The organism is Henriciella marina, assembly GCF_027213945.1.
GTDB lineage: Bacteria > Pseudomonadota > Alphaproteobacteria > Caulobacterales > Hyphomonadaceae > Henriciella > Henriciella marina_A.
Window position 1 is genome coordinate 331,120 of record NZ_JAPWGW010000004.1, and the last position, 19,326, is coordinate 350,445.

A 19,326-nucleotide genomic window follows, 5' to 3' on the forward strand; every position below is an offset into this window, starting at 1 on the left:
TTGAGATATTCAGGGACGATCCATGACCGTTATTCTCGTCATTCACATTCTGGCAAGCCTCGTGCTGGTCGGTGTCGTACTCATGCAGCGCTCCGAAGGCGGCGCTCTTGGTGTAGGCGGTGGCGGCGGAGGAGGCGGCGGTGGCCTGATGTCAGGACGCGGCGCAGCTGGCGCACTTGTTCGAACGACGATTATCTTTGGTGCGATATTCTTCATTACGAGTCTGGTGCTGACCACGATCACGACTCGTAATCTTGGTGACCAACGCACCGATGTAGAGCGGGCGCTGGATGATGAGTTTGGCGGCTCAGACGCCGGTGGGTTTGATCTCGACGATCCGACGTCGCCGCTTCTGGATGACGATCCGGTCGCCATGCCGTCTCAGCAGGACGCTGAGCCGGTGCTTCCAGAAACGGAACGGGATACGAGTGACCCGCTCGCCGCTGACGTTCCGGCTGACATCAGGGAGCCAAGTGGCGTCGAAACAGAGCAGGGCGAAGATACGGCTGACGCGCCGACGCAGCCCTAACGCAAAGCAACGTCATTGCGCGTGTGCGCCGTGACGCGAATCGGGCAAACTGACTTCCCATGATCCGCTACATTTTCATCACAGGCGGCGTGGTTTCCTCGCTGGGTAAAGGTATTGCTTCGGCAGCCATGGGCGCGCTGCTGCAGGCGCGCGGCTATAAGGTCCGGTTGCGAAAGCTTGATCCGTACCTGAACGTTGACCCGGGGACGATGTCGCCGCGCCAGCATGGCGAGGTCTTCGTGACAGATGACGGCGCCGAAACTGATCTCGACCTTGGCCACTATGAACGCTTCACAGGCGTGTCAGCTCGTCAGTCAGACAACATCACGACCGGTCGCATCTACCAGTCCATCATTGAGAAAGAACGCCGCGGCGACTTTCTCGGCGCGACCATCCAGGTCATTCCCCACGTAACGGATGCCATCAAGGATTTCATCCTTTCCGATCCGGGCGAGGGCGTTGACTTCGTCCTCTGTGAGATTGGCGGCACAGTGGGGGACATTGAGGGTCTGCCATTTTTTGAAGCGATCCGTCAGGTAGGACAGGAGCTAGGCCCCGAGCGCACCTGTTTCATTCACCTGACCCTGCTGCCTTACATTCCAGCGGCCGGCGAGATGAAGACAAAGCCGACGCAGCACTCGGTCAAGGAGCTGCGCTCCATCGGCATCCAGCCACAGATTCTGCTTTGCCGGTGTGACCGGCCGATTCCCGAAAACGAGAAGGGCAAGATCGCCAGCTTCTGTAATGTACGCCCATCAAGCGTGATCGAAGCCCGCGATGTTGGCCATATCTATGACGTTCCGGCAGCTTACCACGCCGAAGGGCTCGATACTGAAGTCTTGTGGCACTTCAGGATCAATGACGCGCCTCTGCCGGATCTCTCTCGCTGGAACGGTATCGCCAACACCATCCACAATCCGGATGGAGAAGTCTGCATCGGCCTCGTCGGCAAATACACGGATGTGCCTGACGCCTATAAGTCCGTGTCAGAAGCGCTGGTTCACGGCGGTCTGGCAAACAAGGTGCGGGTCCAGGTCCGGATGATCGATTCCGAGCAGTTTGATGATGAGCATCACCCGCTTGATATCCTTGATGGCGTGCATGGCGTTCTGCTGCCCGGTGGGTTCGGCGAACGCGGCGCGCACGGCAAGATGCGAGCGGCGCGGTTCGCGCGGGAGAAAAATATCCCATGCTTCGGCATCTGCTACGGGATGCAGCTTTCCGTCGTTGAGGCGGCGCGCCATCTCGCTGAGATCAAGGACGCGTCTACCACTGAATTCGGGCCAACCGATGAACCTGTCGTGGGCCTCATCGAAGAGTGGACCAAGGGCAATCAGAAGATCACGCGCGATGAGAGCACTGACAAGGGCGGCACAATGCGTCTTGGCGCCTACCCAGCCCTGTTGGAGCCCGGTAGCAAGGTCGCCGAGATCTATGGCACGACAGAGATTTCAGAGCGTCACCGTCACCGTTATGAGGTGAACCGCTCCTATATTGATCGCATGAAGGGGACGGGGGTTCGGTTTTCCGGCATGTCGCCAGACGGTCTGCTCCCGGAGATTATCGAGCTCGACGATCACCCATGGTTCATCGGCGTGCAGTTCCACCCGGAACTGAAGTCGCGCCCGTTTGAACCTCACCCGCTTTTCGCGAGCTTTATCGAGGCAGCCAAAGTGCAGTCGCGTCTTGTCTGACGGGTTGCATTTGGCGAGTCGCGCGGATATACGCGCGGTTTGATTTTCACGTAGTGTTCCCACTACACACAAACTGGAACGACAAAATGGCAGTCCCTAAGCGAAAAACGACGCCGTCCAAGCGCAACATGCGCCGTGCGCACGACCGTCTGTCCGCCCCGACCTTCATCGAAGACGCTGATTCCGGCGAGCTTCGTCGTCCGCACCACATCGATCTGAAGACCGGTGTCTATCGCGGCCGCCAGATCCTTGAGCCAAAGGACTAACGCCACGCGCAGTCTTGCGCTGCGTGGTGACACAAAGTAACCGACATGGCGCCCCTGGGAGACCGGGGGCGTTGTCATATCTGCTGAAGACGTAAGAGAGAGTGCGCCCCAATGAGCGAAATCGTCGATATCTATGCCCGCCAGATCCTCGATAGCCGCGGCAACCCGACAGTCGAAGTCGATGTGACACTGGATGACGGCTCCACGGGCCGCGCCGCCGTTCCATCCGGTGCCTCTACCGGCGCTTATGAGGCCCATGAGCTTCGCGATGGCGGCAAGGAATATGGCGGCAAGGGCGTCAACCAGGCGGTCGATGCCGTCAATGGCGAGATCAATGACGAACTGGTTGGCCTCGACGCGACAGAGCAGCGCCTGATTGACGGACTGATGATCGAACTCGACGGCACTGACAACAAGAAGCGCCTCGGCGCGAACGCCATTCTTGGCGTCTCTATGGCCGTTGCAAAGGCAGCCGCCGAAAGCTGCGGCCTGCCACTCTACCGCTATATCGGTGGTTCGAACGCACGTATCCTGCCAACCCCGATGATGAACATCATCAATGGCGGTGAGCACGCGAACAATCCGATCGACATCCAGGAATTCATGATCATGCCGGTCGCGGCCGAAAGCATCGCGCATGCCGTCCAGGTCGGTTCGGAGGTGTTCCAGTCCCTGAAGAAGTTGCTGCACGCTGACGGCTTTAACACTGCTGTGGGTGATGAGGGCGGTTTCGCGCCGGATATCTCCTCTACCGAAGCGGCTATCGATTACATCATGAAGGCTATCGAAAAAGCGGGCTACACGCCGGGCGACGAAGTTGCGCTCGCGCTCGATGCCGCCTCGACCGAGTTCTACAAGGACGGCAAGTACATTCTGAAGGGCGAAAACAAGACGCTCGATGCGGCTGGGATGGCGCGCTACCTCGAAGACCTCGTTGATCGCTATCCGATCATTTCCATTGAAGACGGCATGGCCGAGGATGACTGGGAAGGCTGGGGCATCCTGACCGAGACGGTCGGTGACAAGTGCCAGCTCGTCGGTGATGACCTCTTTGTCACGAATCCAGAGCGCCTTGCCCAAGGCCTGGAGCGCAGCGCTGCGAACTCGATCCTCGTCAAGGTCAACCAGATCGGCACGCTGTCTGAAACACTCGATGCGGTTGAGCTGGCGCATCGCCACGCCTACACCGCGGTCATGTCTCACCGTTCCGGCGAGACCGAGGACTATACGATTGCTGACCTCGCCGTTGCGGTAAACTGTGGACAGATCAAGACCGGGTCACTGTCGCGTTCTGACCGTCTGGCCAAGTACAATCAGTTGATCCGCATTGAGGAAGAGCTGGGTGCGGCCGCGCTCTATGCAGGGCGTACGTTGATCAACGCCTAGGGCAGCCACGCGCCCATTAAGAGTAAATTTACCCAAATGGATTCCTCTGCCGATTCGCTTGTCGGCAGAGGTTTCTTTTATGACCCCCAAATATGCAGCAGCAGGCATCTCCGCGCTGATCGCATACTTTGCGTATCACGCCTTTGCGGGTGAGCAGGGCCTTGGGCGCTGGACCGATCTGCAACAGGAACTGTCAGAGAAGCAGGCGGAGCTTGATGCCATCACGGCAGCGAATGACGTGCTGCGCCGGGACATTGCGCGCCTGACGCCGGGCCGGGTCGATCCGGATCTCGTTGAAATCATGGCGCGTGAAGACCTTAATCTGGTCTACGCCGATGAGATTATTATCATAAATGACAGCTCCGGGGCTGCATTTTGACATAGGTGCTAAAACTGGACGAAGGCTACCTTCGGGGTACATAAAGGAGGCTTGATAAAGGGAGGCCTCATGGCCAAAACGCCGTCCAGAAGCAAGACTTCCAAATCTCCACCAAAGCTGCAGCGTGACGAAGCGCTGAAATACTATCGCGACATGCTGTTGATCCGCCGTTTTGAGGAACGGGCCGGTCAACTTTACGGCATGGGCAAGATTGCCGGGTTCTGTCACCTCTATATCGGTCAGGAAGCCGTCGTTACTGGCATGCAGGCCTGCCTGAAAGAAGGCGACCAGATCGTCACCGGCTACCGCGACCACGGACATATGCTCGCCTGCGACATGGACCCGAAAGGCGTCATGGCGGAGCTGACCGGCCGTAAGGACGGCTACTCAAAGGGCAAGGGCGGCTCGATGCACATGTTCTCGCGGGAGAAGAATTTTTTCGGCGGACACGGCATCGTTGGCGCGCAGGTGCCCATCGGTACGGGTCTTGGCTTCTCCAACAAATATCGCGGTACCGACAATATCTGCGTGACTTATTTCGGCGACGGCGCGGCCAATCAGGGGCAGGTCTATGAGAGCTTCAACATGGCGTCCTTGTGGGACTTGCCCGTCGTCTATGTGATCGAGAACAACCAGTATGCGATGGGCACGAGCGTTGCCCGCGCATCGGCCGAAACCGAGCTATTCAAGCGCGGTATTTCCTTCGAGATAGAAGGCGAGGAAGTCGACGGCATGGACGTCTATGCCGTGAAAGCGGCTGGCGAGAAGGCCGTGAAATATGCGCGGTCCGGCAAAGGGCCATACATCCTCGAAATGAAGACCTATCGCTATCGCGGCCATTCCATGTCCGACCCGGCAAAGTACCGCAAGCGTGAAGAAGTTGACGATATCCGCACCCATCATGACCCGATTGATGGTCTCAAAGGACGTATCCTCGAACAGGAAATTGCCACCGAGGAAGAGCTCAAGGATCTCGACAAGGAGATCAAGGAACTCGTGAAGGACGCTGCGGATTTCTCCTTGGATAGTCCTGAGCCGGATCCGGAAGAACTCTGGACAGATGTGTTGCGAGAAGTGGAGTCGGCCTGATGGCTATTGATATTCTGATGCCGGCCCTGTCGCCGACAATGGAAGAGGGCACGCTCGCGCGCTGGCTCAAGAAAGAAGGCGACGAAATCTCGTCAGGCGACGTCATCGCTGAAATTGAGACGGACAAAGCGACGATGGAAGTCGAAGCTGTCGATGAAGGCACGCTCGCCAAGATCCTCGTGCCTGAAGGGACCGAGAATGTGAAGGTGAATGCGGTCATCGCACGTCTCGCAGAGGAAGGCGAAAGCGCCGACGATATCGATGGTGTGCCCGAATCTGACGATGGCGAGAAGACGTCAAAAGCGCAGACTGAAGCCAAGAACGCGACTGAGACTGAAGGTGATGATGACGACAGCGACGACGCTTCATCAGGAGAGGAGGCCTCTGCGCCGCCAAAGCCTGATGAAGACTCACTGACCGACCCGGACGTGCCTGAGGGCACGAACTTCGTCGACACGAGCGTGCGGGATGCGCTTCGCGATGCAATGGCAGAAGAGATGCGCCGGGACGAGACTGTCTTCGTTATGGGCGAAGAAGTTGCAGAGTATCAGGGCGCCTATAAGGTCACCCGTGAGCTTCTACAGGAGTTTGGCGATAAGCGCGTCGTCGACACGCCGATTACGGAGCATGGCTTTGCGGGTCTCGGTGTCGGCGCGGCCTTTGGCGGCCTCAAGCCTGTCGTTGAGTTCATGACCTTCAACTTCGCGATGCAGGCGATCGACCAGATCATCAACTCGGCAGCCAAGACGCTTTACATGTCCGGTGGCCAGATGGGTTGCCCGATCGTGTTCCGCGGTCCTAACGGGGCGGCTTCTCGCGTGGCTGCCCAGCACAGCCAGGACTACTCGTCCTGGTATGCGCATGTGCCCGGCCTGAAAGTCGTTGCGCCTTACGATGCGGCTGATGCGAAAGGTCTTCTCAAGGCGGCAATCCGTGATCCGAACCCGGTCGTCTTCCTTGAGCATGAGTTGCTCTATGGCGAGAGCTTCCCGGTTCCCGACATAGAGGATTATGTCCTGCCAATCGGTAAGGCCCGCGTGCGGCGTCCGGGCACGGACGTGACGCTGGTTGCCCATTCCCGCATGGTTGGGTTTGCGCTTCAGGCAGCCGAAAAGCTTGCTGAAGACGGCATCGAAGCAGAGGTCATCGACCTTCGTTCGCTGCGTCCGCTCGACACGGCGACCGTCATAGAAAGCGTAAAGAAAACCAACCGCATCGTGACGTGTGAGGAAGGCTGGCGCTTCATGGGTGTGGGTGCTGAAATCTGCGCGACAGTGGTGAACGAAGCGTTCGATTACCTCGATGCGCCTCCAACCCGCGTGCATCAGAAAGATGTGCCGCTTCCATACGCTGCGAACCTTGAGGCGATGAGCCTTCCGGGCACCGCAGACATTATTAAGGCGGCCAAGCAGGTGTGTTATGTCAAGTGATCACAAAGAACTCTCTAAGCCCGGCACCATCCAGCAGGACGCCTTCGCGCAGGAAATGATCCGCTTCTGGATCTCGAACAATCAGGACCATGTGAGCCTGAAAGTCGGTGCCTCGGGCGACCCAGAAAAAGAACCACCCATGTGGGGCTTCATGTTGGCTGACATCGCCAAGCATGTGACCCGCGTGCTGCGCGAACAGAATCCTGACGGTCCGTCTGCTCAGGAGATCATGGAGCAGATCCTTGGCGGTATTGGCGAAAGACTGCGCCATGCGCCGGACCTCTCGGGCACCACGATCAAGGGCAAGAGCTAATGGCCATCAATATTACCATGCCCGCACTTTCTCCGACGATGGAGGAAGGCACGCTGGCTCGCTGGATGGTGAAGCCCGGCGATACGATCTCTTCGGGTGACGTCATCGCGGAGATTGAAACCGACAAGGCGACGATGGAAGTTGAAGCCGTCGATGAGGGCACCATAGCCAAGATCGTCATTGAAGCCGGCACGGAAGGCGTGAAGGTCAATTCGGTCATCGCCGTGCTCGCTGAAGAGGGCGAAGACCCGGACGATGTGGAAGCGCCCGAAGCGGAGGCGTCTGGCGGCGCAGATGAAGGCGACGACGCTTCTGAAGGTGACAAGATCGAGGAGGCTGAAAAGCCTTCCAAGTCAAAAGAGAAAAAGGTTTCCGACGAAAAGCCCGAGAAGAGCGATGCCGAGCCCACGACCTCAATAGGTGAGACCGCTCAGAAGCCTCGCGAAGCCGAAGGTAAGGACCTTCGCAAGGAGCTTGAAGGCACATCGCCAAAGCTCGCCGATGTCGGAAGTGGCAAGGACCGCATAAAGGCGAGCCCGTTGGCGCGCCGTATTGCAGCGCTGCGTGATATTGATCTCTCCAAGCTTGAAGGCTCTGGCCCGCGCGGACGGATCGTGAAGGCAGACGTCGAAGCCGCAGAACCCAGCAAGAAACAGGTAGCTTCCGAGAAGAAGGCGTCAGACGCTCCAGCCGATACGCCGAAAGCTGCGCCTGATGGCCTGATCCTGCCGCAGGTGCTCGACGACCGTGTCTACGATCCTGAGAGCTATGAGCTGAAACCGCTCGACGGCATGCGCAAGACGGTGGCAAAACGCCTGACCCAGAGCTTCATGCAGGTCCCGCATTTCCCACTGAACGTCGATATCAAGCTCGACAAGCTTCTCGCTTCACGCGCCGATATCAATGAGGCCGCACCTGAGGGCGTGAAGATTTCGGTCAATGACATGCTGATCAAGGCATCTGCCCTGGCGCTGATGTCAGAGCCAGATTGCAATGCAAGCTTCACCGACAAGGGCATCGCCTATCACAAGTCGGCGCATATTTCGGTGGCAGTCGCGATTGATGGCGGCCTCATCACGCCGGTGATCCGAGACGCGCAAACCAAGGGTCTTGCGACGATTTCAAGAGAGATGAAGGATCTCGCCACGCGCGCGCGTGAGCGCAAGCTGAAGCCTCAGGAATATTCTGGCGGGACGTTCTCGATTTCAAATCTCGGCATGTTCGGTATCAAATCGTTCGGCTCGATCATTAATCAGCCCGAAGGCATGATCCTGTCTGTCGGGGCAGGGGAGAAGCGCGCCGTCGTCAATGAGGCCGATGAGGTCTTGCCGGCAACGGTGATGACCGTGACGCTGTCATGCGACCACCGCGTCATTGGCGGGGCAGAGGGGGCCAAATGGCTCGCCGCATTCAAGCGCTACGTCGAACACCCGCAGAGCATGCTGCTTTAGAACTGGAGGCCAAGAATGGCTGACTATGATCTCATCGTCATCGGCTCCGGCCCTGGCGGATATGTTGCTGCAATTCGCGCAAGCCAGCTTGGGTTGAAGACAGCCATTGTTGAGCGCGAGAGCCTCGGCGGCATCTGCCTTAACTGGGGCTGTATTCCGACCAAGGCGCTGCTGCGGTCGGCGGAGGTTCTGCACTACGCCACGAACGCCGAGCAGTTCGGCCTGAAGATCGACAAGGCTGGCTTTGATCTCGACGCGGTTGTCAAACGCTCCCGCGGTGTCGCCAAGCAGCTGTCTTCCGGTGTCAGCCACCTCATGAAGAAGAACAAGATCGACGTCATCATGGGTGAGGCGACCCTGAAGAAGGGCAAGCCCGCGCCGATCGTTTCGGTCAAGGGCAAGGACGGAAAGACAAACGAATACAAGGCAAAGAACGTCATTCTTGCGACAGGGGCTCGGGCGCGCGCCATTCCGCAGGCAGGCCTGGAGCCAGACGGCGATCTGATCTGGACCTATCGCGAAGCCATGGTGCCGAAAGAGACGCCAAAGAAGCTGCTGGTCATCGGATCAGGGGCCATCGGGATCGAGTTTGCGAGCTTCTATAACGAGCTTGGGAGCGACGTGACGGTGGTTGAGGCCGTCGACCGTATCCTGCCTGTCGAGGACGAGGAAATCTCGACGTTCGCACGCAAGCAGTTCGAGAAGCAGGGTATCAAGTTTCACACGGGCGCTCAGGTCAAATCGCTGAAGAAGGCGAACGGCAAGGTCACGGCAGATATCTCGTCCGGCGACAAGACCGAGAAACTGGAAGTCGACCGGGTGATCCTCGCCATTGGTATCGTCGGCAATACTGAAGGCCTGGGTCTGGAAGAGCTGGGCGTGAAGGTCGAGAAAACGCACGTGTTAGTCGATGGCTTTGGACGCACGGGCGTCAATGGCCTCTATGCGATTGGTGACCTCACGGGCGCGCCTTGGCTGGCTCACAAGGCAAGCCATGAAGGCGTCATGTGCGTTGAGGGCATAGCAGGCGCTGAGGATGCTCATGCTTTCGATGCCTGGAATGTGCCTGGCTGTACCTATTCGCACCCTCAGATTGCCAGCGTTGGCATGACTGAAGCCAAGGCGAAAGAGTCTGGTCACAAGATCAAGGTCGGCAAGTTCCCATTCATTGGGAATGGAAAAGCAATCGCGCTTGGCGCAGCTGAAGGCCTAGTGAAGACGATCTTCGATGCCGAGACGGGTGAGTTGCTCGGTGCGCACATGATTGGCGCAGAGGTGACAGAGCTGATCCAGGGCTATGTCATCGCAAGAGAAGGCGAGCTGACGGAAGAGACCCTCATGCACACCGTCTTCCCGCACCCGACCCTGTCAGAGATGATGCACGAAAGCGTGCTGGCTTCGCAGGGGCGCGTTCTGCACATGTAGCAGCGCGTGGCCTGCAGCCGGGCGGTTCTTGGTAAATTGACCTTGGGGGCGGCGCCCGGCATGTTTCAGTACATGTCGGTACCCCTCAGAAACACCGCCTATACACTGCAGCTGCACCATCGTGGTGAGCTGATGACCCCGCTCGCGCAGGGGGCGCTCTGGTGGGAAGCGCGCAGGACGCTCATCGTTTCTGACCTGCACTTTGAGAAGGGATCCAGCTTCGCAAGGCGCGGTCAGCTCCTGCCGCCTTACGACACCAGCATGACGCTGAAAGTGGTCGAAGCGTTGGTTGACGAGTTTGCGCCGGACTGCGTTGTTTCCCTCGGAGACAGCTTCCATGATCCATCCGCCGAAGCGCGGCTTTCCCCCTCTGAGCGCCTGCGTATACGCGCCCTCACTGCGCGGACAGACTGGGTCTGGGTTGAAGGAAACCACGATCCGGATCCTCCAGCGCATCTGGGCGGGCGCGGCGCGAAAACGTTCCGTTTGGGCGACTGCGTTTTCCGCCACGAGCCAACCGGGGAAATTGGCGAGATATCCGGACACCTTCACCCTGTCGCACGCGTGGCAGGCCGGAGCAGGGCCATGCGTCGCAAATGCTTCATCACCGACGGACACCGTCTCATAATGCCATCCATGGGCGCTTATACGGGCGGGCTGAATATCCTGGACGAAGCGGTCACATGTCACTTCGCTGAGGGCTGGATCGCCTTCGCGGCAGGGGAAAAGCACGTTCACATGATTGACCGGAAGCTTTTGGCGCATGATCACCCAGCTTCTGCAAAGGAACGGCGCTGGCGTTTGTAATTTCAGGATTTTGTCCTAGCTGAGGCAGTGGCAAAACGAGGTCTACATGGAACAGCTAGAGAATATCGATTTTAACGCGCTTATGTCTGAGTATTGGCCGGTACTGGTTAGCGGAGCCCTTAAAGTGCTCGGCGCGCTGGTTGTGCTCGTTATCGGGCTGCGTATTGCAGGGTGGCTCTCAAACCTGGTTCGAAAACAGACAACCAAGCGCGCCGGTGTTGATGAGACACTCGGTTCTTTCTTCGGGTCTCTGGTGCGCTGGTTTGTTACCGCTGCGGTCATTATTGCTTCGCTGCAGGTGTTTGGCGTGCAGGCGACCAGCTTTGTCGCCGTCCTTGGTGCGCTCACCCTTGCTATCGGCTTGTCGCTGCAGGGCGCTCTGGGTAATATCGCATCGGGCGTCATGATCATGCTGTTCCGCCCTTACAAGAATGGCGACTTCGTCGAGATCGCCGACCAGGTTGGTACGGTGAAGGAAATTAACCTGTTCCAGACCATCCTCGCGACGCTGGACAATGTAAAAATCATCATTCCGAACACCGAGGCGATTGATGGCGTGATCAAGAATTATTCGGGCTACGATACGCGCCGCTGTGATATCGTTTTTGGAATCGATTATGACGACGACATGGACAAGGCACTGGGCATTATCCAGACGCTTGTAGACGCCGATGACCGTGTCTTCCGTGATCCTGAGCCATTCGTGAAGGTAACCAATCTCGGAGATAGTTCCGTCGATATCACGTGCCGTCTCTGGTGTACGGCAACGGATCTGTGGGACCTCAAATTCGATATGACCAAGAAGGTAAAAGCAGAGTTTGATGCACAGGGTATTTCCATTCCCTATCCGCATCGCACGCTTGTCCAGAAGGTTGCGAGCTAGCGCAATATCGAAGGGGCATTGAGGTAATGGCGAAGACAGACCCGGTTGAAGCGCCGGTCGTTACCAAGATAGGCGATCCCGTCCGGGACGCCGGGCGGGCTCCCAAGCCTCAACGCTCACTTCAGCGCAGGCTGTTTTCGGTCGGCTTGTTGCAGATTGCCGGACTGACTGCTGTGAGTGTGGTGCTCGGCCTATTCCTGCTCTCCCTCAATTTCGATCCGAACAGTGACGGACTTAATTTGAGAGGCGCAGTCTGGAGCGTGATACAGGGCATTTTCCAATCTGTCCTGTGGCTGGTCGGAACGCTCGGGAAGCCCTTCCTTGCAGGTGCGGCAATCGTGGTGCCGGCGTTTCTTTTATGGCGCCTGGCCAGTTTGCCCTTTCGAAAATAGCTTTGCGAACTAAGCTCTCCTGAAAATATAAAGGGAGACTATTCGTGGATATAGACAAGCTGATGTTCAAGCCGGGCCTCATGGACGGCGAGAGGGTTCTTGTAACCGGCGGCGGCACTGGTCTCGGCAAGGAAATGGCAGAAGGCTTTCTGAAACTGGGGGCCGAAGTTCACATCTGTGGCCGTCGCGGCAAGGTCTGCGAAGATACTGCTGAAGAGCTCATGTCCAGCCATGGCGGTAAGGTTGTGCCTCACGCCTGCGACATCCGCGTTGCCGAAGCCATCACGGATATGAATGATGCGATATGGTCAAAGCATGGCGCGTTGACCGGCCTCGTGAACAACGCAGCGGGCAACTTCATCTCGAGGACCGAAGACCTTTCCATTCGCGGCTTCGACGCGATCTCGAACATCGTCTTTCGTGGCAGCTTCTATATGACCCACGATATCGGCAAACGCTGGATCGCACAGAAGCTGCGCGGAAACGTGACGTCCATCCTGACAACCTGGGTCTGGAATGGGGGACCTTTCGTGGTCCCGTCTGCCATGTCCAAGGCTGCGGTAAATACCATGACGCAAAGCCTTGCCGTTGAGTGGGGTCGTTACGGCCTTCGTTTCAATGCGATTGCGCCCGGACCATTCCCGACCGAAGGGATGACCAAACGGCTGTCGCCCGAGACTGAGGGCGCCGAGCGTCGCGATTCAGGCGCCGCAAACCCGATGGGCCGCGTTGGAGAGATGCATGAGCTGGTGAACCTTGCCGTTTTCTTGATGGCGCCAGGGGCTGAGTACGTGAACGGCCAGACGATCGCAATTGATGGGGCGATGTACAACGCATCGGGCGGCAATTTCGCCCAGCTTACGCAATGGGGCGATGAGGAGTGGAAAGCTGCGCGCGACGCGATTGAAGCTCAAAATGACAAGGACAAGGCGGCGCGCACGGTCTAGTGGCGGCGCATTTCTTCACCTGGGGCGAGAAATCGCTCCAGGGATTCACCGTTCCAGTTGGCGTGAGCGATTTCGATCCGCTGTTTCACATCTTCCGGTACTGAAGGAAGCTCGTGGATCGGTAGTAGGAGCGGTCTCAGGCCGCGAAGATTTGCAGTCTGGATCGCAATACCAGGACGGGCATTCAGCTCTAGCAGAGTTGGTCCCTTGTGCTCACAGATGACAATGTCCACACCGACATAGCCAAGGCCGATATGATGTCCGAGACGACTGGCGAGGTCGAGTATCTCCGGCCAGGACGGCACCTGGAAGTCCCGGACTGGTGTTTCGAAATCGGGATGGACATCCACCGAGTCATTATGCTGAACGCCGCGTGTCGTAACGCCAGTAATTAGATCGATGCCCGCACCGATGCCGCCTTGGTGAAGGTTTGCCTTCCCGTCCGACTCGGCGGTGGGAAGGCGCAACATCGCCATTACAGGCACGCCGCGAAACACAATGACGCGGACATCAGGCACCCCGCCAAATGCCAGCTTCGAGAAGGCCGAATGTGGAACGAGGCGTTCTTCGACCATCACCTGATCCGAGCCGTCACCCATCGAGAACATACCGCTCAGCATATTGTTCAAATGGTAGCGGATGTCGGACCATAGCATGATCTGGCCGTTCATGCGGCGCAGTCCCGTCTTCGCCACGCCGTTGAACACCATGATGCCGCCGCCGCCTGACCCATTTGCAGGCTTCACAACGAAAGAACGATGCTTTTCTGCGATCCTTCCGAGCAGGTTCATCTCGCCGCCATATCGTATGACGCCGTACAGTTCTGGCACCGTCACGCCTGCTTCGATGGCAAGCTTCTTGGTGATGACCTTGTCGTCTACGAGAGGGTAGAAGCGCCTCGGATTATAAGCCGCGATGAAGTCCAGGTTCCGGCTGTTCATGCCGAGCACGCCGGACTTGGCTAATTTCGATATCGGACCGAAACCGATCATGAGGTCTTGTCACCTGCATTTGCCAGGACCTTGAAGCGGTAATACTCCGTCACTTTGTAACCAGTGTACCGACCGAGCAGCAGCACGACAGCGAGCACGATGAGCAGCAGCTCAGGGAATACGATTGCAAAGTGTTCAATGTATTCGCTGGTAAGGATGTAATAGGCCGGTATGGCGCCTGCGAGTGATCCGAGCGCTTTCTTCATTGCTTCTGTCGCGCCGTCTTCTTCCCAGGTCAGCGACATGCGTTCAATGGTCATCGTGATAATCACAAGCGGAAAGAGTGAGATCGAGAGGCCGGTCTGAATTCCCATTGCTTCACCAGCAAGCGCGATGAACATCATCACGAATGTCACGATGATCAGGACCGCTGCGAGACGTGGGACCAGCAGCAATTGAAGCTGATTGAAGTATGCGCGAAGCATCAGGCCGACAGCCACAATGCCGGTAAAGAGAGCGATACCGGTAAACAGCTGGGTCTCTCGGAATGCGAGCGCAATCAGCACGGGCATGAACGTGCCGAAGGCGGGCATGCCGATAACCTGTTTGAGAATAACGATGATCAAAGCGCCCAGCGGGATCAGCAGAAGCACGCGGAAAACGAGTTGAAGATCAATCGGCAGGCTGAGCAGGGACGTCGCGTTCACCCAGGGCGCAAATTCAGAGCCGCGCTCCATGGCACGAGATAGCTGGCTTTCGAAGTTCCGGGCGACTGACCAGGATACGCCGACACGATTGAAGCCATCACCAGCAACAATCGGTTGTCTGTCATAGACGATGGGAAGGGTGCGGGCATCGTTCAGGGGCTCCGCAGTGGTGCCGTTCGCACTGACCCAAGTTTCACCCAGCCAGTACTCTACCCAAGTGGTAAGGGGGGCCTGACGGGTGTCCGTATCGAGGATAATGCCCTGAACATGCCGGGCGGGCGTACCTGCTGCGTTCAGCAGGAATACAAGCCTGTCGGACGCGTTCGATATTTCAGGGGGGCCGCCTTCGATAATCGTGGAGATACGGTCATCACTCTCGTCGGCGCTGAGGCGGGCCAGCTGCGTGATAAAGCTGCGCTCTCCCGCCGACTTCTCAAGCGCCTCTGTGAGGATCGAATCAAGTGCGACCAGAAGCGGTGTCGCGTTTTCTTCGATCGCGCGTCGGCGTTCGGATCGACGGTAGTCAGATACCGCTTCAGGCGTGGGGCGGGCGTCACTGGAATAGCGCTGATCAACCGCAATCAGCTTCGCACTATAGAACAGAACAGCACTTCCATCTTGCGCACGGCGCTCAAAAACCGCCTGACGACCGGTATCGGTTGTATCGGTTTCAACGCCAAAGCCCGAAGCAACGAAGGTCTCGTCTACAACGGTGAACTGGCCCTCGGAGTTTGGAAGGGCGAGACGGAGGGTAACCGGGTCGCCGCGCCCGCGGAACGAAACTTTCGCCTCAATCGTCCATGTATCTGAATCGAGGTTCGGCACGACTGGAAAACCGAGGCGCGTGACCTTGTACGAAAAGATGCCGAGCGCGGCCGCGATAAGCGCGCCCACGATAATCAGCAATTGAGTGCGTTTCAAAAATCAGCTCCGAGTCGCCCTTTAACCCCAACGGCCCGACTACTTAGAACAACGTGCCCGCTTCGTATAGATTTCACTTGCGTCAACGACGATGTTTGCCTTTTCAAGCATATTGCGGCCGATCAGGGTCTCGTAGTTGAAGTTGCCCCTGTCAGCGAGCGTGACCTCATCTTCGATGAGAAGGCCACCAAGGCAGAACTCAAGCTCAACAACCGGACGATGGATCAGTCCGCCACGCTTGGTCTTGATGGCAGCCCAGCGAACGATTTCTGTCTCGATCGTCCGCTCTTCGTCATCCTCATTGATGACTTTGAAAACGATGTCTCGCGACTTGTCTTCGTCGTCCCAGTCGTTGCGGGAGGGCGCATTGAGAATCACGGCGTGGATGGAGGAGGTCTTGGCGCCTGAATCAAGCTTGGCATCAAGCTGAATATCAAGATCGGCGATCCGCACGTGTTCGAGCCAGCCGAGGACGTTTTTGTCGGTATCTGCAGCGGCGCTGAACGTCATTCCAGCTATGATGGAAGTAGCGATGAGAAGTTTACGCAACATGGATTCTTGCCTGCCTTTGTTTATCTGGCGCTGTAAACAGCAAGAATGTGATTTTCGCGTGGCGAAATTCGCATCTAACTTTGACGCTCAGGCATCGTTGAGTTTGCGAACCAGCTGGTTCACGGCGCCATAGTCAATCTTGCCGGTCCCAAGCACCGGTATGTCATCGACATGATAGACCTTTCGGGGAACGGAAAGTTCCGAAACGCCATGCGATTGTGACCAGGCCAGTATCTCGCTTCGGTTCGCTTCTCCTGATGTCGTAAGAAGCACGACCTGTTCGCCCTTGCGCGGGTCAGGAATTGCGCCCGCCGCATGCATGTCATCCGGCCAGATAGCGCTGGCGCAATTCTCAACAACCGCCAGTGAGACCATTTCGCCGCCAATTTTCGCAAAACGCTTTACGCGGCCCTGGATGCGAATGCAGCGGTCCTTGTCGATTGCCACGATGTCCCCGGTGTCGTGCCAGCCCTCGTCTAGCGGCTCCAGCACTCCCGGATTGTCAGCCCGCATATAGCCCTGCATGATGTTCGGCCCGCGAATGCGAAGCCTGCCGCCATCCTCAATGCCTTCGACCGGCAAAAGCTCATATTTCATGTCGGCCATAAGGCGGCCCACAGTGCCGGGCTTGTTCATTTCAACGCTGTTTGCCGCGACTACTGGCGAGGCTTCCGTTGCGCCATAACCTTCGAGGATCTCGATCTGGAATTTGCGGCGAACCAGTTGGCGGGTTTCATCGCGCACGCGTTCAGCACCGCATACAGCGAGACGGACGCTGTTCATGTCGCCTTCCTCGCCTGCACGAGCGTATTGGGAAATGAAAGTGTCGGTCGCGAGCAGGATGGTTGAACCGGTCTGTCGGATACGTTTGGCAATTTCGCGCGGCTGAAGTGGGGTAGGGTGAAATACAGCTTTCACGCCAGCGATGAGCGGTAGCAGCGCGCCGACTGTCAGGCCAAAGCAATGGAAAGTCGGCAGCGGATTGAACACTGAGTCCGCCTCAGGCGAGAGACCGATATGCGCGCGCACCTGTTCCACATTGGCGATGATGTTCTGGTGACTCAGGACGACACCCTTAGGCTCTCCCTCCGTGCCAGAGGTAAACAGGATAACGCCGGTCTTCTTATGGTCTGGCCCCTGGTAGACGAGAGATGGAAGCATAGGACCCACGGCACCCCTGGCCTTGTCGGCAAGCGACAGGTTTTCACGCACGTCTTCAAGATAGATGAATTCCGCGTCCTTACTCAGACTTTCAACAAGTGGCTCGAGGCTTCCGAGTTCGATGAACTTGTTAGCTGTGATGATTTTAGACACCTCAGCCGCGCGCATGGCCGAGCGAATGTTTGCCGAGCCCGCCGTGAAGTTAAGCATCGCCGGGATACGACCGGCCGCGAGGACAGCAAGAAAAGCGATCACGGCACCTGCGCCAGTAGGCAGCATGATGCCGAGTACTTCGTTTTTCGCTGTCTTGCCGCGAATCGCCGAACCAAGCGCGAAGGCAGCCCGGGCAATCTCTGTGTAAGTCAGTTCGCGCTCATCGCCATCAACTATGGCTACGGTTGAACCGCCAAACTCCTTCCGGGCCCGCAAAAAGGCGGAAAAGATGTCGGTCCGCGTTCGTTTCAGGCTGAATGGGATCGGTTCTGGAACTGATGTCATGGCAAGCTTCGGCATTGTGATTTTTAAACTCAGTGTCACAAAATGTCACAGAGGGTGATAAAGGCAACTCGCTCAGGGCAGCAGGTCATTGCGGCCTTGCGATATTGCAGCTTGATGACGGGGGCTCGTCGGTCCATCTATGCCGCATGGTTACACTGATCGAGAGCAAGCAGAAATTCCGGCATCCGGAGAAGCGCAACAGGCCGGATACGCCCGTGCTGCGCAAGCCCGACTGGATACGTGTGAAGGCCCCGACGAGCCAGGGCTTCCGCGATACGCAGGAGATCGTGCGGTCCAAAGGCCTCGTAACGGTGTGTCAGGAAGCTGGATGCCCAAACATTGGCGAGTGCTGGGAAAAAAAGCACGCAACGATGATGATTCTGGGCGAAGTCTGTACTCGCGCCTGTTCGTTTTGCAACGTATCGACCGGCAAGCCTTCGCCCGTTGACGAGGATGAGCCGCGCCGCGTTGCTGAGGCGGTTCAGGAAATGGGGCTCCAGCACGTCGTTATCACTTCGGTAGACCGCGATGACCTTGAAGATGGTGGTGCGCTGCATTTTGTGAATGTAATTAGCGCCATTCGTGAGGCGTCACCCGGCACTACGATCGAGATCCTGACACCCGACTTTCTTCGCAAGGATGGTTGGGAGAACGCGGTCATTGATGCGCGGGCGGACGTCTTCAATCACAATCTTGAGACTGTTCCGCGCCTCTATTTCTCGATCCGCCCCGGCGCGCGCTATTATCATTCCCTGCGCTTGCTTGAGCGCGTGAAGATGCGCGATCCGAACCAGTTCACCAAATCGGGTCTCATGGTCGGCTTGGGTGAGACGAAGGAAGAAGTCATGCAGGTAATGGACGACATGCGGTCCGCCGGCATCGATTTTCTGACGATCGGTCAATACCTTCAGCCAACGCGCAAGCACGCCGCCGTAGACCGCTTTGTTCATCCTGATGAATTCCGCTCCTACGAAGAGATTGCGCGCTCGAAGGGGTTCCTCATGGTGTCGGCCTCTCCGCTGACACGATCCAGCTATCACGCTGATGAGGACTTCGCGAAAATGAAGGCGGCGAGACTGGCCGCTAATCAGTAGGAGCAGCCTTTGCCGCGCCTCTCCAAACAGCTTGTGATCGAGCATCGCGCCGATGAGGTGTACGATCTGGTCGCCGACATTCAGCGCTACCCGGAATTCATAAAGTGGATACGGACCATGAAGGTCAGCGGGCAACGCGAAGAGGATGGAGTTCGCAAGTATCGCGGCGAAGTCGATGTAGGCTTCAAGGGCTTTTCCGAGCGGTTTGCCACTGATGTTGCCGCTGACGACGCCAACAAGACCGTTGAGGTATCGCTCGCACGCGGTCCGTTCAAGAAGCTCCAGAACAGATGGAAAATGTCAGCTGATGGCGAGCTAGGAACGGTGGTCGACTTCTTCATCGATTATGAGTTCCGCAATCCGGTTCTCGCGCTCCTCGCTAAAGCGAACACGTCTCTTGCGGTGAACAAGATCATGAAATCATTTATTGATGAGGCTGATCGCAGGTACGGCGCGCGGCGTACCTAGGC

20 protein-coding genes are annotated in these 19,326 nt (G+C 57.5%); 16 read left to right on the top strand and 4 right to left on the bottom strand.

What is annotated here, in order from left to right:
- Positions 1 to 22 precede the first annotated feature (22 nt).
- The 14 genes from secG (at position 23) to O4G74_RS13680 (ending at position 12,991) form a co-directional block, all read left to right on the top strand.
- A complete protein-coding gene (gene secG / locus O4G74_RS13615) occupies positions 23 to 529 on the top strand; it encodes a preprotein translocase subunit SecG (protein WP_269403148.1) in 507 nt (168 codons plus the stop codon).
- Between the two features lie 59 nt (positions 530 to 588).
- Positions 589 to 2,223: a CTP synthase gene (locus tag O4G74_RS13620; protein ID WP_269403149.1), complete on the top strand. Its 1,635-nt coding sequence runs from the start codon at positions 589 to 591 to the stop codon at positions 2,221 to 2,223.
- An 86-nt stretch (positions 2,224 to 2,309) separates the two neighbouring features.
- Positions 2,310 to 2,489, top strand: a complete 180-nt coding sequence (rpmF, locus tag O4G74_RS13625) for a 50S ribosomal protein L32 (protein WP_119378067.1) — start codon at positions 2,310 to 2,312, stop codon at positions 2,487 to 2,489.
- A 111-nt stretch (positions 2,490 to 2,600) separates the two neighbouring features.
- Complete coding sequence (gene eno, locus O4G74_RS13630; RefSeq protein ID WP_269403150.1) at positions 2,601 to 3,875, top strand: phosphopyruvate hydratase; 1,275 nt, start codon at positions 2,601 to 2,603, stop codon at positions 3,873 to 3,875.
- Positions 3,876 to 3,954: 79 nt separating this feature from the next.
- On the top strand, positions 3,955 to 4,254 hold the full coding sequence (locus O4G74_RS13635; RefSeq protein ID WP_269403151.1) for an FtsB family cell division protein: 300 nt from the start codon (positions 3,955 to 3,957) through the stop codon (positions 4,252 to 4,254).
- Between the two features lie 69 nt (positions 4,255 to 4,323).
- Positions 4,324 to 5,343: a pyruvate dehydrogenase (acetyl-transferring) E1 component subunit alpha gene (gene pdhA / locus O4G74_RS13640; protein WP_269403152.1), complete on the top strand. Its 1,020-nt coding sequence runs from the start codon at positions 4,324 to 4,326 to the stop codon at positions 5,341 to 5,343.
- Complete coding sequence (locus O4G74_RS13645) at positions 5,343 to 6,773, top strand: pyruvate dehydrogenase complex E1 component subunit beta (protein ID WP_269403153.1); 1,431 nt, start codon at positions 5,343 to 5,345, stop codon at positions 6,771 to 6,773. The genes pdhA and O4G74_RS13645 overlap by 1 nt, the downstream gene beginning before the upstream one ends.
- Positions 6,763 to 7,086 carry a DUF5076 domain-containing protein gene (locus tag O4G74_RS13650; protein ID WP_269403154.1) on the top strand — a complete coding sequence of 108 codons (324 nt, stop codon included), beginning with the start codon at positions 6,763 to 6,765 and terminating at the stop codon, positions 7,084 to 7,086. Before O4G74_RS13645 ends, O4G74_RS13650 begins: the two co-directional genes overlap by 11 nt.
- Entirely contained in the window at positions 7,086 to 8,537 is a 1,452-nt protein-coding gene (locus tag O4G74_RS13655) for a pyruvate dehydrogenase complex dihydrolipoamide acetyltransferase (protein ID WP_269403155.1), read from the top strand. The genes O4G74_RS13650 and O4G74_RS13655 overlap by 1 nt, the downstream gene beginning before the upstream one ends.
- Before the next feature lie 15 nt (positions 8,538 to 8,552).
- Positions 8,553 to 9,962, top strand: a complete 1,410-nt coding sequence (gene lpdA / locus O4G74_RS13660; RefSeq protein WP_269403156.1) for a dihydrolipoyl dehydrogenase — start codon at positions 8,553 to 8,555, stop codon at positions 9,960 to 9,962.
- A 72-nt stretch (positions 9,963 to 10,034) separates the two neighbouring features.
- Positions 10,035 to 10,769: a ligase-associated DNA damage response endonuclease PdeM gene (gene pdeM, locus O4G74_RS13665; protein ID WP_269403157.1), complete on the top strand. Its 735-nt coding sequence runs from the start codon at positions 10,035 to 10,037 to the stop codon at positions 10,767 to 10,769.
- A 46-nt stretch (positions 10,770 to 10,815) separates the two neighbouring features.
- Positions 10,816 to 11,652, top strand: a complete 837-nt coding sequence (locus tag O4G74_RS13670) for a mechanosensitive ion channel family protein (protein ID WP_269403158.1) — start codon at positions 10,816 to 10,818, stop codon at positions 11,650 to 11,652.
- A 26-nt stretch (positions 11,653 to 11,678) separates the two neighbouring features.
- Positions 11,679 to 12,044 (top strand): DUF6460 domain-containing protein, encoded by a 366-nt coding sequence (locus O4G74_RS13675; RefSeq protein ID WP_269403159.1) that lies wholly within the window; start codon positions 11,679 to 11,681, stop codon positions 12,042 to 12,044.
- A 44-nt stretch (positions 12,045 to 12,088) separates the two neighbouring features.
- Positions 12,089 to 12,991 (top strand): SDR family oxidoreductase, encoded by a 903-nt coding sequence (locus tag O4G74_RS13680; RefSeq protein WP_269403160.1) that lies wholly within the window; start codon positions 12,089 to 12,091, stop codon positions 12,989 to 12,991.
- Here O4G74_RS13680 and O4G74_RS13685 read toward each other — a convergent pair.
- The 4 genes from O4G74_RS13685 to O4G74_RS13700 all read right to left on the bottom strand — a co-directional run bounded on the left by O4G74_RS13685 (position 12,988) and on the right by O4G74_RS13700 (position 17,762).
- Positions 12,988 to 13,983, bottom strand: coding sequence for an alpha-L-glutamate ligase-like protein (locus O4G74_RS13685; RefSeq protein WP_269403161.1), 996 nt, complete (start codon positions 13,981 to 13,983; stop codon positions 12,988 to 12,990). The genes O4G74_RS13680 and O4G74_RS13685 overlap by 4 nt on opposite strands.
- Positions 13,980 to 15,551: a UUP1 family membrane protein gene (locus O4G74_RS13690; RefSeq protein WP_269403162.1), complete on the bottom strand. Its 1,572-nt coding sequence runs from the start codon at positions 15,549 to 15,551 to the stop codon at positions 13,980 to 13,982. Before O4G74_RS13690 ends, O4G74_RS13685 begins: the two co-directional genes overlap by 4 nt.
- A gap of 39 nt (positions 15,552 to 15,590) precedes the next feature.
- Positions 15,591 to 16,103, bottom strand: coding sequence for an ATP-dependent zinc protease (locus O4G74_RS13695; RefSeq protein WP_269403163.1), 513 nt, complete (start codon positions 16,101 to 16,103; stop codon positions 15,591 to 15,593).
- Between the two features lie 87 nt (positions 16,104 to 16,190).
- The gene (locus O4G74_RS13700; protein ID WP_269403164.1) at positions 16,191 to 17,762 is read right to left on the bottom strand and encodes an AMP-binding protein; all 1,572 of its coding nucleotides are present in this window, start codon (positions 17,760 to 17,762) and stop codon (positions 16,191 to 16,193) included.
- Positions 17,763 to 17,908: 146 nt separating this feature from the next.
- Here O4G74_RS13700 and lipA point away from each other — a divergent pair, with 146 nt between their 5' ends.
- Both lipA and O4G74_RS13710 read left to right on the top strand, forming a co-directional pair.
- The gene (lipA, locus tag O4G74_RS13705) at positions 17,909 to 18,856 is read left to right on the top strand and encodes a lipoyl synthase (protein ID WP_269403165.1); all 948 of its coding nucleotides are present in this window, start codon (positions 17,909 to 17,911) and stop codon (positions 18,854 to 18,856) included.
- A 9-nt stretch (positions 18,857 to 18,865) separates the two neighbouring features.
- Positions 18,866 to 19,324, top strand: coding sequence for a type II toxin-antitoxin system RatA family toxin (locus O4G74_RS13710; protein ID WP_269403166.1), 459 nt, complete (start codon positions 18,866 to 18,868; stop codon positions 19,322 to 19,324).
- Positions 19,325 to 19,326 lie beyond the last annotated feature (2 nt).